The 16,313-nt window shown below is 69.8% G+C and carries 15 protein-coding genes; 4 read left to right on the top strand and 11 right to left on the bottom strand.

Annotated elements, in window-relative coordinates:
* Window positions 1–20 precede the first annotated feature (20 nt).
* A complete protein-coding gene (locus tag JJQ90_RS09555) occupies window positions 21–563 on the top strand; it encodes a hypothetical protein (protein WP_216874693.1) in 543 nt (180 codons plus the stop codon).
* On the opposite strand, the gene JJQ90_RS09550 is transcribed toward JJQ90_RS09555, so the two are convergent.
* From JJQ90_RS09550 to JJQ90_RS09525, 6 genes are read right to left on the bottom strand one after another with little or no spacing between them, the layout of a single operon-like run.
* Entirely contained in the window at window positions 529–1,449 is a 921-nt protein-coding gene (locus tag JJQ90_RS09550; RefSeq protein ID WP_216874691.1) for a glycosyltransferase family 9 protein, read from the bottom strand. The genes JJQ90_RS09555 and JJQ90_RS09550 overlap by 35 nt on opposite strands.
* Window positions 1,446–2,570: a glycosyltransferase family 4 protein gene (locus JJQ90_RS09545; RefSeq protein ID WP_216874689.1), complete on the bottom strand. Its 1,125-nt coding sequence runs from the start codon at window positions 2,568–2,570 to the stop codon at window positions 1,446–1,448. Before JJQ90_RS09545 ends, JJQ90_RS09550 begins: the two co-directional genes overlap by 4 nt.
* 57 nt (window positions 2,571–2,627) lie before the next feature.
* Complete coding sequence (locus JJQ90_RS09540) at window positions 2,628–3,581, bottom strand: isopenicillin N synthase family dioxygenase (protein WP_216874687.1); 954 nt, start codon at window positions 3,579–3,581, stop codon at window positions 2,628–2,630.
* A 13-nt stretch (window positions 3,582–3,594) separates the two neighbouring features.
* Window positions 3,595–4,203, bottom strand: a complete 609-nt coding sequence (locus JJQ90_RS09535) for a TRM11 family methyltransferase (RefSeq protein WP_216874686.1) — start codon at window positions 4,201–4,203, stop codon at window positions 3,595–3,597.
* Window positions 4,204–4,242: 39 nt separating this feature from the next.
* Window positions 4,243–4,776, bottom strand: a complete 534-nt coding sequence (locus JJQ90_RS09530; protein ID WP_216874685.1) for an SRPBCC family protein — start codon at window positions 4,774–4,776, stop codon at window positions 4,243–4,245.
* The gene (locus tag JJQ90_RS09525) at window positions 4,773–5,174 is read right to left on the bottom strand and encodes an ArsR/SmtB family transcription factor (RefSeq protein ID WP_230410513.1); all 402 of its coding nucleotides are present in this window, start codon (window positions 5,172–5,174) and stop codon (window positions 4,773–4,775) included. The genes JJQ90_RS09530 and JJQ90_RS09525 overlap by 4 nt, the downstream gene beginning before the upstream one ends.
* A gap of 308 nt (window positions 5,175–5,482) precedes the next feature.
* On the opposite strand from JJQ90_RS09525, the gene JJQ90_RS09520 reads away from it, so the two are divergent.
* A complete protein-coding gene (locus JJQ90_RS09520; protein ID WP_216874684.1) occupies window positions 5,483–6,643 on the top strand; it encodes a fumarylacetoacetate hydrolase family protein in 1,161 nt (386 codons plus the stop codon).
* The gene (locus JJQ90_RS09515) at window positions 6,640–7,374 is read left to right on the top strand and encodes an alpha/beta hydrolase (protein WP_216874683.1); all 735 of its coding nucleotides are present in this window, start codon (window positions 6,640–6,642) and stop codon (window positions 7,372–7,374) included. The genes JJQ90_RS09520 and JJQ90_RS09515 overlap by 4 nt, the downstream gene beginning before the upstream one ends.
* Window position 7,375: 1 nt before the next feature.
* Here the strand turns inward: JJQ90_RS09515 and JJQ90_RS09510 are convergent, their stop codons facing one another.
* Complete coding sequence (locus tag JJQ90_RS09510; RefSeq protein WP_216874682.1) at window positions 7,376–8,215, bottom strand: Rossmann-fold NAD(P)-binding domain-containing protein; 840 nt, start codon at window positions 8,213–8,215, stop codon at window positions 7,376–7,378.
* A 67-nt stretch (window positions 8,216–8,282) separates the two neighbouring features.
* On the opposite strand from JJQ90_RS09510, the gene JJQ90_RS09505 reads away from it, so the two are divergent.
* Window positions 8,283–9,119 carry a tetratricopeptide repeat protein gene (locus JJQ90_RS09505; RefSeq protein ID WP_216874681.1) on the top strand — a complete coding sequence of 279 codons (837 nt, stop codon included), beginning with the start codon at window positions 8,283–8,285 and terminating at the stop codon, window positions 9,117–9,119.
* 3 nt (window positions 9,120–9,122) lie between these two features.
* Here JJQ90_RS09505 and JJQ90_RS09500 read toward each other — a convergent pair whose 3' ends face one another.
* From JJQ90_RS09500 to gltB, 4 genes are all read right to left on the bottom strand, one after another.
* Window positions 9,123–9,848, bottom strand: coding sequence for a hypothetical protein (locus JJQ90_RS09500; RefSeq protein WP_216874679.1), 726 nt, complete (start codon window positions 9,846–9,848; stop codon window positions 9,123–9,125).
* Window positions 9,849–9,912: 64 nt separating this feature from the next.
* The gene (gene fzlA, locus JJQ90_RS09495) at window positions 9,913–10,581 is read right to left on the bottom strand and encodes an FtsZ-binding protein FzlA (RefSeq protein ID WP_216874677.1); all 669 of its coding nucleotides are present in this window, start codon (window positions 10,579–10,581) and stop codon (window positions 9,913–9,915) included.
* A gap of 94 nt (window positions 10,582–10,675) precedes the next feature.
* Window positions 10,676–11,788 (bottom strand): endo-1,4-beta-xylanase, encoded by a 1,113-nt coding sequence (locus JJQ90_RS09490; RefSeq protein ID WP_216874675.1) that lies wholly within the window; start codon window positions 11,786–11,788, stop codon window positions 10,676–10,678.
* Entirely contained in the window at window positions 11,785–16,308 is a 4,524-nt protein-coding gene (gltB, locus tag JJQ90_RS09485) for a glutamate synthase large subunit (protein ID WP_216874673.1), read from the bottom strand. Before gltB ends, JJQ90_RS09490 begins: the two co-directional genes overlap by 4 nt.
* Window positions 16,309–16,313: the final 5 nt, after the last annotated feature.

Below are 16,313 nucleotides of genomic sequence, written 5' to 3'. Positions count from 1 at the left end.
AGGAGGTTGCCGCAGGCGCCATGCGCAACTTTCCTGGTGACATCTCATCGCTGTCCTGTCTCATATTTCGTATGCGCGAAACAGCCATCGAGATGGTGCAAAAGCTTGATGCCGAGGTTGCTGCCGCCTCGCGCTGGGCTTTTGGGCTTCTGATCGGCTTCCTCGGCACGGCGGCGACGGTTGCTGCCAACGGCAAGGAAATCGTCCCAAGCCAGGCGCTATTCAACGAAAAGCTGCCGATCCTATCCATTTTTTTGCTGACGACCGCCCTCTATGATTACTATGTCTTCGCGGTCCGACGCCAGGCGATGAAGCTGATTGAGATCGGATCAGGACGGCCACCAAGATCCAAGCATTGGTCTGATGATGCCCCTTCAGAAACCGAACAAAACCCCATCCTTGAATTCTTGAAACGGAAACTGAGCCGAGACACCTGGTTTCGGTTCGGGGCCTTCACGACGCTAATGATCTTAGCCATCTTCGTCATCATCGAACCATTTGACTCGATGCCGACGAAAAAGTTCAAAATTATCGCTCCGGCAGCGCTGCCATGGCGGCCCTGACCTCCGCCAGCCCCAGCGCCGCCAGTGGCAGGTGTCGCAGCACCGCCACGGCGGGGCCGCGCGGGGCGCAGAGGGCCGGGTCGCTGTCGCCGCCGAACAAAGCGAGCGTCGGGCAGCCGGCGGCGGCGATCAGGTGGGTCGGGCCGGTGTCATTGCCCAGGGCGAAGCTGGCGCGCCGTGCCAGGGCCGCGATCTCGGCGAAGCCGGTGCGGCCGGCCAGGCTGATCGTGCCAGGCGCCGCCGCGACGATAGCCTCGGCCAGGGCCACCTCCGCCCTGCCACCCAGAACCACGCAGGGCAGCGAGCTGGTGGCGGCGAATTCGGCGAAGCGCGCCTCCGGCCAGCGTTTGCCCGGCCGCAGCGGGGACGCGCCCGGCACCAGCAGGACAAAGCGCGGCGGCAGGTCGAAGGCCGACAGGTCCGCATCCAGCCAATCCAGCGCCGGCGGCGGAAATTCCGTGATCCCCGCCGCTTCCAACTGCTCCCGCTGCCGCTCGATGGTGTGCAGACGGTCGCGGTCGGGGTTGGCGTGGGGGTGCGAAGCACCGCGCGCGATGCCGGACCACTCCACGCCCAGCCCCACCAGCCAGCGATAGCGGGAAGACCGGCTGGAGGTCTGCAGGTCGTAGACCCGTCCGAACCGCGCCGCCCGCAACCTCCGCCGCAGGCCGAGCACCGCCCGCGGATCGCGCCAGGAGGGGCGGCCCTCCGCCCAGACCTCGTCGAACCAGGGGCTGCGCCGGGCGAGGTCGGCGAAGGGCGGCGTGGTCAGCAGCACGATGCGCGCGCCGGGGTGATGCGCGCGGATCGCGGCGAAGGGGCCGAAGGACTGCACGAAATCGCCCAGCGCGCCGAGCCGGATGACCAGGATGGCAGGCTCGGTCATCCCAGAAGCTCCCGATAGACGGCGATGGTCGCCGCCTGCATCGCGGCGGTGCTGTAGTGGCGCAGCACGGAGTCGCGGGCTGCATCGCCCACCGCCTGCCGCGCGGCCGTCGGCATCGCCAGCACCCACGCCAGCATCGCCGCCAGCGCCAGGGGATCGCCGGGCGGCACGCGCCAGCCGGTCACGCCATGCTCCACCGTCTCGCGCGGCCCGCCGAGATCGGCGGCGACAACGGGGCGCGCCATGGCCTGGGCCTCGATCACCGTGCGCCCGAAAGCCTCGGCATCGGTGCTGGCATGCACGACGATATCGGCGGCGGCCATGGCCAGGGCCAGGTCGGGCACATGGCCGGCCAAGCGCAGCCGGTCGGCGACGCCATGGCGCGCGGCCAGGGCCAGCAATTCGTCGCGGAAATTGTCGCGGCCGCCGCCCGCCAGCACGATGCGGGCGGTGGGTGGCAGATGGGCCAGCGCCTCGACCAGCACGGCCTGGCCCTTCCAGCGCGTCAGCCGCGCCGGCAGCAGGATCACCGCATCGCCCGGCCCCGCGCCCCATTCAGCGCGCTGCGCCGCGACGGCCTCTGCCGAGAGGCTGGCCGGGTCGAAGCGTCGCGGATCGACGCCGCGTGGGATCAGCCGGATGCCGGATTCGGGCACGCCATGCCGGGCCTGGATCAGGTCGGCGATGAAGCGGCTGATGGCGATCACCCGGTCGCCGCGCGCCATGACGGAGTTGTAGATCCGCTTGCCCGGCAGATTCTCGTTATAGGCGCCGTGATAGGTGGTGACGAAGGCCGCGCCGCTGCGCCGCGCCGCGAGCAGCGCCGACCAGGCGGGCGCGCGCGACCGGGCATGGATGATCCGTACGCCCTCCGCCTGCGCCAGTGCCGTCAAAGCCGCCGCGTTACGCCACAGGCCGAGCGGCGACTTGGTCGCCAGTGGCAGCGTCACATGGGTAACGCCCAGCCGTTCCAGCTCCGTCACCAGCGAACCGCCGGCGGAGGCCACGATGGGCCGCAGCCCGGCGTCGCGGATCGCCTCGGCGATTTCGATGGTGCCGCGCTCGACCCCGCCGGAGGCCAGAGCGGGCAGCACCTGGAGCACGGCGGGGGGTAGGGTCATGGCAGGCGGTTCCTACCGCCACCCACGCACCGCGTCCATCAGCCGGCCGGTGATGGATCAGGACCCGCGGCGATGCGCATAGGTCGCGTCCAGCTTCTCCCGCAGATAGTCGGCGCCGGTCACCGGCGGGTAGCGGGCCGGGTTGTCCGGCCCGGTGCAGCCGGGCAGCACCGTCACCATCGTGTCCGGATTGGGGTCGAGGAAGAAGGCGGCGGAATAGCGCTCCGCCGACGGTGCCCGCACCCGATGCGGCGTCGAGACATAGACATCATTGGTCCAGCGCATCAGGCAGTCGCCGATGTTGCAGACGAAGGCGCCCGCCACCTGCGGCACCTCCTCCCAGCCCCCACCGCGGCGTTTCACCTCCAGCCCCGCCACGCCATCGGTCGCCAGCACGGTGACATTGCCGTAGTCGGTATGCTCGCCGGCCCCCAGCGCCGCCTCCGCGCCACCCCCGGCCGGGTAGTGCAGCAGGCGCAGCGTCGCCAGCGGGCGGTCGAGCTTGTCCTCGAAAAAGTCCTCGGCGATGCCGAGGTCCAGCGCGAAGCCGCGATGCAGCAGCCGGCCGAGCGCCCAGGCCGCGTCGAAATGCGCCATGATGGCCGTGCGCAATTCCGGCGCGCCCTCCGGCCACAGGTTCACGCCCCGGAAGGGCTTTCCCGCAAGCACCTCCGAATCATCGGCGGCCAGGTCGAGGCCAATATTGAAAGCCTCCTTCCGGTCCGCCGGCTTCGTCGGGTCGAGCTGTTCCTCCGACATGCCGACATAGCCGCGATTATGCGGGGAGCGGCGGATGGACATCGCCTGCTTCGCCGCCTCCGGCAGCGCGAACAGCGCCCGCGCGGCGCCGAACAGCCCGGCGGTGGTGGAGTCGGGAATGCCATGCCCGGTCACCAGGAAGAACCCCGCGCCGCGACAGGCCGCGCCCAGCTCCGCGGCCACGGCGCGGCGCGCATCCGGCTCAGCCGCGCGCAGCCCAGCGACATCGATGATCGGCACGGTCGGGCTCATCAGCAAAACTCCTTCAATCGGCGAACAGGAAGGCGGGCGGGCCGCGCCGCTTGCGGGCGTGGTCGAAGACCAGCCAGGCATGGTGATGCTGCGCGCCATTGGTTGCCTCGCCCTGGTCGAACCAGCGGATGCGGCGGGTCAGGGCGATGACATGGGTGCAGGGCGCGGCCTGGATCAGCGCGGCGGCGCGCTGGCCCGCGATCCATTGCAGCCGCACCAGCAAGGCGAGCTGCGCCTGCCGCACGGCGGTCAGCGCCAGCATATGCCGCAACAGGTCCAGCAGGGCGGAAGGCGCGCGCGGCCGCGCCCGCTGCTCACCGCCATCGCCATAGGGCGGGTTGGTCACCAAGGCACCGCAGCCCGGCGGCATCTCGGTGCAGCCCAGCAGGTCGATTCCCGTCCGGCCATAGCCATGATCGGCGATGTCGCTGGCCTCCACCGGATAGGCGCGGCGCATCAGCACCTCCGCGATGGCGCCGGTGCCGCAGCAGGGTTCCCAGACCCGTCCGCGCAGCGTGACGTGGCGCAGCAGCGCCTCCGTCACCCAGGCGGGCGTCGCGTAGAAATCATGCGCAATCCGGGCATGGGTGGAGGTGTGGATGGGGCGGGGCGGCGCGGGCATGACCGCCATGCTGCACCGCCCCGGGGGATGGCGTGAAGCTCAGGCCGGGAAGCGCCCGTCATATTCCGCGCGCAGCCGCACCCAATTGTCCCAATGCGCGGGCTTCGCCTGCCCGGTGACATCCGCCGCCAGCATGTCGAGATGCGCGTGCCAGCCGGCGCTGACATTCAGCAGCGTGTTCCGATCCGGCGCGCGGCGGTGCAGGATGGTCAGCAGCACCTGCGTCCCCCTTGGCTCCAGCGTGAAGGTCACGCCGCCGCTGGCACCCCAGGTGATGCCGAGGCGGCGGGGCGGGTCGATCTCCGTGACGGTCACCACCATCCGGTGTTCCTCCGGCATGCCTTCCGGGCGCGCGGTCGGCGGATCGTTCAGCTCCTGGTTGCGCCAGACCAGCTCGGTGCTGGCGCCGAGGCGCTGTTCCATCGCGCCGGAGGCCAGCCAGCGGCGACGCAAGTCGCTGTCGGTCAGATAGGCCCAGATGCGCTCGATCGGGCCGGGCAGAAGGCGTTCGATGCGCAGCGTGGTGGGCTCCACCAGCACGCCATGGAAGTCGAGCAGGGCGGTGTCGTTCATGGGTCATCTCCTTTCGGGGTGGGGCGGGCATCCTCCTCGCGCAGGAGCCCTTCGAGCACGTCGAGACGCTCGGTCCAGAACGGCTCGTAGACGCCCAGCCAGCGATGGGCGCTGGCGAGCGGACCGGGGTCGAGGCGGCACAGATGGGTGCGGCCGCGCACCTCGCGGCGGATCAGCCCCGCATGTTCCAGCGCCTTGATGTGCTTGGAGGCGGCGGCCAGCGACATGGCAAAGGGCTTTGCCAACTCGCCGACCGTGCGCGCGCCGCCAGCCAGTTCGCGCAGCATGCGCCGGCGCGTGGCGTCGCCGAGGGCGTGGAAGACGCTGTCCAGATGGGCGGTGTCGATGCGGGGGGTTTGTAATTCAACCATGAAGTTGAATATAAAATCGCCCCGCAAAGAGTCAACCGTTCGGTTTAATTAAATCCGGCAGACGGCCCGCGGCGCCCGCCTCACGCAGCCCGCGCCATCTGCACCCCCGTAGCGATCGGTGGCCAGCATGGCGCGTGTTCCTCGTCTGATGCCCATCCTGGGCGGAGGGGCCTTCTGCCGTCCAACCGTTTCGCGACGGTGGCGCGCCGGTGGGGAAACGGGTTTCGCGCGCATGTCGCCTGTTGCATCCGTGACGGCGCCGCGCCGCCTTTGGCAGGCGCGACCGCTGCGGCTAGGCTGCCGGAAAGACCGGAACAGGGAGAGTCCAGCCCGTCATGACCCAGCACGCCGCCTTGCCCGCCGACCTCGATTCGGGGAGTTTCGCACTGCGCCTGATGACGCCGGAGGGGCCGAGCGTCCTTGCCCTGCGCCAGGGCGCCGCCTTCGACATGACGCCCGCCTTCGCCACCGCCAGCGCCTGGCTGAACAGCGAGGACCCCATCGCCGCGATCGCCGCGCGCGGCGTGCCGGCCTCGCTGGATCTGCCGGCGGCGCTGGCCAATGCGCATCACGCGGCGCACGACCCTGCCCGCCCCTGGCTGCTGGCGCCGATCGACCTTCAGGTCATCAAGGCGGCCGGCGTCACCTATGTGCGGTCGATGCTGGAACGGGTGATCGAGGAGCGCTGCCGCGGCGATGCCAGCCAGGCAGAGGCGATCCGCGCCGAGGTGCGCGGCATCATCGGCGACGACCTGGCAAGTCTCATACCCGGTAGCCCGGAGGCGATGCGGGTCAAGGCCTCCCTGGTCGAGAAGGGCTGGTGGAGCCAGTACCTGGAAGTCGGCATCGGCCCCGACGCCGAGATTTTTACGAAGGGTCCCGTGCTGTCGGCCGTTGGCGCCGGCGCCAAGGTCGGCGTGCACCCCGGCAGCAAATGGTCGAACCCCGAGCCGGAAGCGGTGATGGTGGTGAATGCGTCCGGAAGAATCGTCGGCGCGACGCTGGGCAATGACGTGAACCTGCGCGACGTGGAAGGCCGCAGCGCCCTGCTGCTCGGCCGCGCCAAGGACAACAACGCCGCCTGCGCCCTCGGCCCGCTGATCCGCCTGTTCGACGAAGGTTTTGCGCTGGAGGATGTGCGGCAGGCCGAGCTGACGCTCGACATCACCGGCCGCGACGGCTTCGAACTGCATGAGACCGGCCGCATCGGCGCCATCAGCCGCGACCCGACGGAGGTGGTGGGCCAGATGATCGGCGCGCATCACCAATACCCCGATGGCGCGGTGCTGTTCCTCGGCACGCCCTTCTCGCCGAGCAAGGACCGCGGCGCGCCGGGCATGGGCTTCACCCATCATCCGGGCGACGTGGTCCGCATCTCGACGCCGCGCCTGGGCGCCCTGGCCAATGAGGTGGACCGCACCGATTCCTGCCCGCCCTGGTCCTTCGGAATCGGCGCGCTGATGGCGAACCTGGCGAAGCGGGGCTACCTGGCGTGAGCGAGGAAACAGGGCGCCTGGATGGCCGACTGGCCTGGGCAAGGCTGCCGGGGCGCGGCCCCGGCGTGGTCTTCCTGCCGGGCTATCGCAGCGACATGCAGGGGTCGAAGGCGCTGGCGCTGCGCGACCATTGCGCCGCGCGCGGCCAGGCCTTCCTGCGGCTGGATTATTCGGGCCATGGCGAAAGCGCCGGGCGGTTCGAGGACGGCACCATCGGCCAATGGGCGGCCGATGCCCTGGCGGTCTTCGATGCGCTGACCACCGGGCCTCAGATCCTCGTCGGCTCCTCCATGGGCGGCTGGATCGGGCTGCTGCTGGCGCGGCAGCGACGCGAGCGCCTCGCCGGCTTCATCGGCCTGGCGCCCGCGCCCGATTTTTCTGAGTTGCTGATGTGGCCTTCCTTCTCCGCTGAGCAGAAGCAGGCGGTGATGCGGGAGGGGGTGATCCACCTGCCCAGCCAGTATGGCGAGCCCACGCCGGTGACCCGCGCCCTGATCGAGGATGGCCGCCACCAATCCGTCCTCGGCACCCCGCTCGACCTGCCCTGCCCCGTGCGCATCCTGCAGGGCATGGCCGACCCCGACGTGCCCTGGCGCCACGCGCTGCGGCTGGTCGACACACTGACCGGCGGCGATGTGCGGCTGCACCTGATCAAGGATGGCGACCACCGCCTGTCCCGGCCGGAAGACCTGCGATTGCTGGCCGAGACCTTGGACAGCCTTCTGGTGTGACCTACCCCGCCAGGATCGCTGCCAGCCCGGCGCGGTAGGTCGGATAGCGCCATTCCAGGCGCAGCGCCGCCTTGGTCTGGGCATTCGCCACGCGGCGATTTTCCGCCCAGAAGGACAGCGCCATGGGCGACATCGCCTGGGCGGCCTCCGCAAAGGGGATCTCGGGCGGCGGCGTCACGCCGAGCAGCCGCGCCGCCTCCGCCACCACATCCGCATTGGGCGCGGGCTCGTCATCCACCAGGTGCAGCACGCGTTGCCCCTGGCCGCCCTGCCGCGCCGCGGTGACGACGGCCAGGGCGATGTCGTCGCGATGGATGCGGCTGAAGGCATGGCCGGGCTTCACCACCCGCCGCGCCGTTCCGCGCCGCAGATCCTCCAGCGGCGAACGCCCGGGGCCATAGATGCCGCCGACCCGGAACAGGTCCAGCGCCGCGCCGCCCACCGCCTGCCGCCAGGCGTCTTCCGCCGCCAGGCGCTCGATGGAGCGCGGCTGGCCCGGCGTGGGGGCGGTGGCCTCCCTCACCTCCCCCCCATCCCGATCCCCATAGACGCCGGTGGTCGAGAGATAGCCGATCCAGCGCAGGCCCGACGTGGCTGCAATGGCGGCCGCATGGGCCGCGAGCACCGGGCAGCCGGCCTCGCCCGGCGCGGCGGTCACCACCAGATGCGTCGCCGCGGCAATCGCCGGCCCGGCTTCCGCGAAAGCGCACAATTCCACCCCGGCCGGCGCCACCGCCCGGGACGGATCGCGCGCGGTGCCGATCACGGAAAAGCCCGCCGCCAAAGCCTCCGCCGCGATCGCCGCGCCGCTATAGCCCAGCCCCGCCACCACCATGCGCATGCCCTGAAATCCCCTGAAACCGCGTGCAACTGGCGTCGTGCCACGGTGATGGGTAGGATCAGACGCCATGCGACGCCAGACCCGAACCGTCCTGCTCGGTGCCTTCGCCGCCGCCGCCCTCGCGGCGGTGGGTCTGGCCGGCTGGGTGACGCTGACCCCCCGCACCGCCATGACGGCGGAAGACACGCTGCCGACTCCGCCGCAGCCGCCGCCCAGGCTGACCGAGGCGCCGGAATTCGAGCGTTGCCTGACCCTGCTGCGCAGCGACCCCGAGGCCGCCCGCCGCTTCGCCGAGAATTGGGACGCGGCCGGCGGCGGCGAAGGGGCGCGGCAATGCACCGCTTTGGCCCTGCTGGCCATGGGCGAGCCGGCCTCCGCCGCGCAGAGGCTGGAAAGCCTCGCCAGCCTGTCGGAGGCCAGCGGCCCGGCCCGCGCCGCGGTCTTCGCCCAGGCAACCCAGGCCTGGCTGATGGCCGGCGAGCCGAATCGGGCCTATGGCGCCGCCACCATGGCGCTGACCCTGGTGCCGGAGGATGTGGACCTGCTGGTGGACCGCGCGGTGACCCTCGGCGGCCTGTCGCGCTATGCCGAGGCGATCCAGGACCTCGACCGCGCCCTGGCGCTGGAGCCGGAGCGGGCGGAGGCGCTGGTCTTCCGCGCCGCCTCCCACCGCCATCTCGACCGCGCCGAACTGGCCGCCCGCGATATCGAGCGTGCCCTGGCGCTGGAACCCGCGAATGCCGAGGCGCTGCTGGAACGCGGCATCATCCGCCAGCTTCGCGGTGATGCAGCCGGGGCGCGGGCGGATTGGGAACGTGCCATCGAGGCCGCGCCGCTTTCCGCCACCGCCGACCTCGCGGCGCAGAATCTCGCTTTGAACGAGGCCGGGCCGGCGCGGCGCTGAGTTTCAGAACGGCCCGGCCAGCGGCGTGGCGGGGCTGCGGCCATACAGGCCGCGCCGCAGTTCGGTGCGCGCGGCGAGGGTGAAGGTCTCCAGCCGATCCAGGAAGGCGGTCTGCTCGGCGGTCCGCACGCCGTCATGCCAGTTGGCGGCATTTCGGGCAGTGCCGGTGGCATAGGCGGCGGGGGCGAAGCGGTAGTCCACCCGCAGCAGGTGCATGTCCTCGCTGAGCAGCAGCTGGGCCGCGATCCAGCGCGGCGGGATGAAGCCCGGGCGACCCTCGCCCAGCCTGTAAAGGCTGCGCATCCAGGCCGGGGTCGTGGTTCCAGCGCCGGCGCCCTGGTTCACCAATCCGCGGCAATCCAGGCTGCCGCGCACCGCCTGTTCGACATGCCGACGCAGCGCATCGGTGCGGGTGCAGATGCCATGCGGGTCCCAGACGGTGCCGACATCCGCGGCAGCGGTGGCCAGGATCACGCCGGCCGCGCGGCCCGCCACTTCCTGCACCAGCACCGCGCGGTGCAGCGCGGTGGGAACGGTGAGATCGCGTGTCCGCCCCGGCTCCGCGCCCTGATACACGACACGCCACGGCCCCGGCGGCAGCGCCACCACCTTGCTGCCCAGGGTGAACGCCCCCCGCACCGTCTGCGTCCCCTGCGCCGATGCCTCCGGCACGGCGACCCGCAGCGCCATCAGCAGCGCGAGCAGCGGAAACAGGCACAGGCGACGCATGGAGCCTCCGAGGCGCGATCCGGTGCACCATACGGACCGTTCCGAGAACCGGACAAGTTACCGCTCAGAAATCCAGGTCGTCGTAATGCGCCGGCGGCGTCACGCCGGTCACCCGGTCGCCGAGCAGCGGGCGGAAGCTGGGGCGGGACTTCACCCGCGCATACCAGTCCTTGGCAGCATCCGAGATGCTCCAATCCACATCGCCGATATAGTCCAGCGCGGAAAGCTGCGCCGCGGCCGCGAGATCGGCGAGGCCGAGCTGCGGTCCCGCCAGCCAGGCCCGGCTTTCCGCCAGCCAGCCGATATATTCCAGATGCGGCTTCAGGTTCGCATAGCCCGCGCGCATCGCCGCCGCATCCGGATTGCCGCGGCCGAGCACCCGCTTCATCTGCTTTTCGAAGACCAGGTTGCGGGTGACCTCGGCGTAGAACTTCTGGTCGAACCAGGCGACCAGCCGCCGCACCTCCGCGCGCTCCGCCAGCGTGCGGCCGAGCAGCGGATTGTCCGGATAGGCCTCGTCCAGATATTCGCAGATCGCGTAGGAATCGGCGATCCAGAGGCCATTCGCCTCCTGGAGCACGGGCACGGTGCCGGCGGGGTTCACGGTCATGAACTCCTCCCGCCTTTCCCAGACCCTTTCGATACGAAGATCAAAAGGTAGCCGTTTCTCGGCCAGCGCGAGCCGGACCTTGCGGGCGAAGGGTGAGAGCGGGAGATGGAAAAGGATCCGCATGCGGGCCTATATTTGAGACGCCCTGACATATGACACGCGCCGCCGCCGGGGCCAACCCGCGGCCCGGCCATGACCCCGGTCAGCCGCGCCCGATTCAGCCGCGCCGGGGCGCCGCGTCGAAGGCCGAAGCGATGGCCGCCCACATCGGCTTGCGCCGCATCGCCTCGTCATAGGGCAGCGGGCGCGGCCGGGCATTGTCGGACCGGCGATGTTCGGCCAGCAGGCCCTGCTGGATCCAGGAGTGGCGGTCGCTGAGGCCCCAGGTGATGACGCTGCGCACGGCAGGCTCCGCCAGGGTCGCATCCAGGAAGCGGCGCACCAGATCGGCAGCCAGCGCATCGCGCCGCGCCGCGGCGGCCGGCAGCGCGGCGCAGTTCACATCCAGCTCGGTAATCTCGATGGTCAGGCCGAGCGCCGCGACCTCCGCCAGGAAGGCCCGCCACTCGGAGGCCTCGAAGGGCTGGCCGGCCTGGAGATGCCCCTGCACCCCCAGCACCTGCACCGGCGCCCCCGCCCGCCGCAGCGCCTGCAACAGGTTGAGCACGCCCAGCCGCCGCCGGCGCGACCAGAGATTGGCGTGCTCGATGCCGAAGTCGTTATAGGCCAGCCGGGCATCGGGATCGGCGGCACGGGCAATGTGGAAGGCCTGCGGCAGGTAGTCCGGCCCCAGACGGTTCAGCAGCCAGGTGCGGCGCAGGAAATCCGGCCGGCCATGTTCCGGCGCCACCGCCTCATTCACCACATCCCAGGTGCCGATGGCACCCCGCCAGCGCAGCGCCGTGGCATCGACATGCGACGCCATGGCCGCCGCCGTGCCCCGCGCATCCAGGCTGCTGAGCCAGCGCGGCTCACTTTCATGCCAGAGCAGGGTATGGCCACGCAGCGCCATGCGATTGCGGCGCGCGAAGCTGACCAGCTGGTCCGCGAGGCGGAAGCGGCGCTGCCCGGCCTCCGGCTCCAGCTGCGACCACTTCATCTCATATTCCGCGACCAGCAGCCCGCAATCGGCGCGGTAGGCCGCCATCAGATCCGGCTCACCCATGTGCCGCGTGGCCAGCGCCGCGCCGAAGGCGAGGCCCTTGGCCGCCGCCCGCGCATGCAGCCCGCCACCGGGCGCCGCCGGTGGCGTGACCAGCCCGGGCTGTGCCGAGGCACAGCCGGGAACCGCCGCCGCCAGCAGCGCGCGGCGTGTCGCGCGGAAAGTCACTCCGCGGCGATGGCCACAGCCTCTTCCATCGGCTGCGGCAGGTAGCGGGCATAGTCCTTCGGCACGACATGCCAGAAGTTCAGCCGTTCCGTCGCCCAGTCGTTCAGCAGGCGGCTGGCGAAGGGGCTGCCGGTTTCCTCGACATGGCGGGCGATGTGCTCGCGCAACACACCGTCCCAATGGGCGGAGGCGCCGATGCGACGCCAGCGCAGCGTCTCCGGATTCACCCGCTGCTCGAAGGCGCCTTCCGCGTCGTAGAGGAAGGCCATGCCGCCGGTAAAGCCGGCGCCGAAATTGTCGCCGACCGGGCCGAGGCTCACGACGGTGCCACCCGTCATGTATTCGCAGCCATTGGCGCCGACGCCTTCCACCACGGCCAGCGCGCCGGAATTGCGCACCGCGAAACGCTCCCCCGCCTGGCCTGCCGCGAACAGCGCGCCGCCGGTCGCGCCATAGAGGCAGGTATTGCCGACGATTGTGTTGTCGCGCCAGACGAGGCCGGAAGACGGCGCCGGACGCACCACGATGGTGCCGCCCGACAGGCCCTTGCCGACATAGTCATTGGCATCGCCGAAGACTTCCAGCTTCAGGCCCCGCACCGCGAAGGCGCCGAGCGACTGGCCGGCGGAACCGCGCAGGCGCACCGTGAGATGGCCGCGCTGCAGCCCCTCCATCCCGAACTTGCGGACGATCTTGCTGCTGATCTTCGTGCCGATGGCGCGGTGCGTGTTCCGGATGTTGTAGGCGAGTTGCATCTTCTCGCCACGCTCGAACAGCGCCGCGGCGTCGCGGATCATGTCGGCATCCAGCGTCTCCGGCACCTCATTGCGGCCCTCGATGGTGCAATAGGCGGCATGCGCGCCGGCATCGGCCTTCACCAGCAGCGGGTTCAGGTCGAGGTCGTCGAGATCCTCCGCGCCACGGCTGACCTGGCGCAGCAGGTCGGTGCGGCCGATCACATCCGTCAGCTTGCGGAAGCCAAGGCCGGCGAGGATTTCCCGCACCTCCTCCGCCACGAAGCTGAACAGGTTGATGACCTTCTCCGGCGTGCCCGCGAACTTCTGGCGCAGGGCATCGTCCTGCGTGCAGACGCCGACCGGGCAGGTGTTGCTGTGGCACTGGCGGACCATGATGCAGCCCATGGCAACGAGCGACGCCGTGCCGATGCCGAATTCCTCGGCGCCGAGCATCGCCGCGATCACCACGTCGCGGCCGGTCTTGATGCCGCCATCGGTGCGCAGCTTCACGCGATGGCGCAGGCGGTTGAGCATCAGCACCTGATGCGTCTCCGTCAGCCCCATCTCCCAGGGCAGGCCGGCATGCTTGATGGAGGAGACCGGGGAAGCTCCCGTGCCGCCGGAATGGCCGGAGACCAGGATCGCATCCGCCTTCGCCTTGGCCACGCCGGCGGCGATGGTGCCGATGCCGCTGCGCGCCACCAGCTTCACGCAGACGGTGGCTTCCGGGTTGATCTGCTTCAGGTCGTAGATGAGCTGCGCCAGATCCTCGATCGAATAGATGTCGTGATGCGGCGGGGGGCTGATGAGCATCACGCCCGGCGTGGAATGCCGCAGCTTGGCGATCAGTTCCGTCACCTTGAAGCCGGGCAACTGCCCGCCCTCACCGGGCTTGGCGCCCTGCGCGACCTTGATCTCGATTTCCTTGCAGTTGTTCAGGTATTCGGCGGTGACGCCGAAGCGGCCCGAGGCGATCTGCTTGATGGCGGAATTCGCATTGTCGCCATTGCGGCGCGGCCGCGCCCGCACCGGGTCCTCGCCGCCCTCGCCGCTGTCGCTGCGCGCGCCGATGCGGTTCATGGCGATGGACAGCGTCTCATGCGCCTCCGGGCTCAGCGCGCCGAGCGAAATGCCGGGCGCGACAAGGCGCTTGCGGATTTCCGTGATGCTCTCGACTTCCTCCAGCGAGACGGCCACGCGGCCCTCCGCGCGGAAATCCAGCAGGTCGCGCAGCGCCACCGGCGGCAGGCGGCGCACGCCTTCCGAATAGCGCTTGAAGGTCTGGTAGCTGTCGGTTTCCACCGCGCGCTGCAAGGTGTGGATCAGCGAGCCGTCGAAGGCGTGGTTCTCGCCGCTCTTGCGCAGCTTGTAGAGCCCGCCGACCGGCAGCGTCACCGCATCCGCATCCCAGGCCTTGGCATGCAGCGCCAGCACGCGGCGCGCGATGCCGGACAGGCCGATGCCGGAGATGCGGCTGGCGATGCCGGGGAAGAATTCGGCGACCAGCGCGCGCGACAGACCAATGGCCTCGAAGTTCATGCCGCCGCGATAGGAGGAGATGACGGAGATGCCCATCTTGGACATCACCTTCAACAGCCCCTTATCGACCGCCTTCTTGTAGCGACCGACGCAATCCTTCAGCGACAGCCCTTCGAACAACCCGCGGCGATGCCGGTCGGCAATGCTCTCCTGCGCCAGATAGGCATTCACCGTGGTGGCGCCGGCGCCGATCAGCACGGCGATGTAGTGCACGTCGATGGATTCGGCGCTGCGAACGTTCAGGCTGGTGAAGGTGCGCAGCGAGTTCTTGACCAGATGCGTGTGCACGCCACCGACGGCCAGGATCATCGGAATGGCGGCACGCTCGGCGCACTGCCCCTCATCGGTCAGGATCACATGCGCGCAGCCGCTGCGCACACCTTCCTCCGCCTCACGCCGGATGCGCTCGATGGCGTCGCGCAGCCCCTGCTCGCCGGCGGAAACCGGGAAGGTGGAATCCACCACGCAGGCGGTGTCGCCCATATAGGCGCGCATGGCGGCGAATTCCGCGTTGGACAGCACCGGGCTGTCCAGCATCAGCATGTCGCACTGGGTCGGATCCTCATCGAGGATATTGCCCAGATTGCCGAGCCGCGTCTTCAGCGACATCACCCGCGTCTCACGCAGGCTGTCGATCGGCGGATTGGTGACCTGGCTGAAGCTCTGCCGGAAGTAGTGGTGAAGGCCGCGATACTGGCTGGAGAGCACGGCGATGGGCGTGTCGTCGCCCATGCTGCCGATGGCCTCGGCCGCTTCCTCCACCATCGGATGCAGGATCGTCTCCAGCTCCTCCAGCGTATAGCCCATGGCGAGCTGGCGGCGGCGCAGCGCCTCTCCGGTCAGCTCCGCATGCTCATCGGCGCCAGTCTTGACGATGGCGTCGATGCGCGTGGTGCGGCTGGTCCATTCGCCGAAGGGCTTGCCCGAGCTCAGCCGGTCCTTCAGCTCGGTATCGCCGTAGAAGCGCCCGGTCGCCAGTTCCACGCCGACGCACTGCCCAGGGCCGACGCGGCCCTTGGAAAGAATGCGGTCCTCGGCGATCTTCACCATCCCGGTCTCGGAGCCGATGACCAGGATGCCGTCATGGGTGATGGTGTAGCGCATCGGGCGCAGGCCGTTGCGGTCCAGCCCGCCGATCACCCATTTGCCGTCGGTCGCCGCGATGGCCGCCGGGCCGTCCCAGGGCTCCATCACCGCATTGCAGTACAGGAAGAATTCGCGATGCGCGTCGGGCATGGTCGCGTTGCTGCCCAGGCTTTCCGGGATCAGCATGGACTTCGCCATCGGCGCGTCGCGGCCGCCGCGCACCAGCAGTTCGAAGACATTGTCCAGCGTCGCGGTGTCGGAGCCGCCGGCCTGCACGATGGGCTTGATGTCGTCCATATGCGCATCGAGCAGAGGATGGGCCAGCCGCGTCTCATGCGACTTCATCCAGTTGATGTTGCCGTGGACGGTGTTGATCTCGCCGTTATGCGCCAGCATGCGGAAGGGCTGCGCCAGCCGCCAGGTCGGGAAGGTGTTGGTGGAATAGCGCTGGTGGTAGATGGCGAAGCGCGAGACGAAGCGCACATCCAGCAGGTCCGGGTAGAATTCCGTCAGGCTCTCCGCGAGGAACATGCCCTTGTAGACGATGGAGCGGCAGGACAGCGAACAGAGGTACAGTTCCGGAATCTGCGCCGCGATCGCCTGCTTCTCGATCTTGCGGCGGATCACGAACATGTCGCGCTCGTAGCTGTCCTCATCGACGCCGCGCGGATTCCACAGCAGGATCTGCTCGATCTCCGGCCGCGTCGCATTGGCCTTCTCGCCGATGCAGGCGACGTCGATCGGCACCTGGCGCCAGGAATAGATGCTGTAGCCGGCGGCGAGGATTTCGGATTCCACGATCTGCCGGCAGCGCTCCTGCGCGCCGAGATCGGTCTTCGGCAGGAAGACCATGCCCACCGCGATGCGGCCCGGGCGCAGGCGGTCGCCACCACGCTCCACGACCTCGGCGAAGAAGTCCTGCGGGATCTCGACATGGATGCCGGCGCCGTCGCCGGTCTTGCCATCCGCATCCACCGCGCCGCGGTGCCACACCGCCTTCAGCGCATCGATGCCGGCCTGCACCACCTTGCGATGCGCCTGGCCATCGAGCGAGGCCACCAGGCCGACACCGCAGGCGTCATGCTCCGTCAGGTCCACATGCGCGGTGGACGACAGCAGCGCGTGCTGGGACTGGTAGTCTGCGACGTAGTTGTCCATCGTCG

The organism is Falsiroseomonas oleicola (genome assembly GCF_019029495.1).
Taxonomy (GTDB): Bacteria; Pseudomonadota; Alphaproteobacteria; order Acetobacterales; family Acetobacteraceae; genus Falsiroseomonas; species Falsiroseomonas oleicola.
Note: the sequence above shows the minus strand (reverse complement) of the source record. Positions and strands in the feature narration are given on the sequence as shown.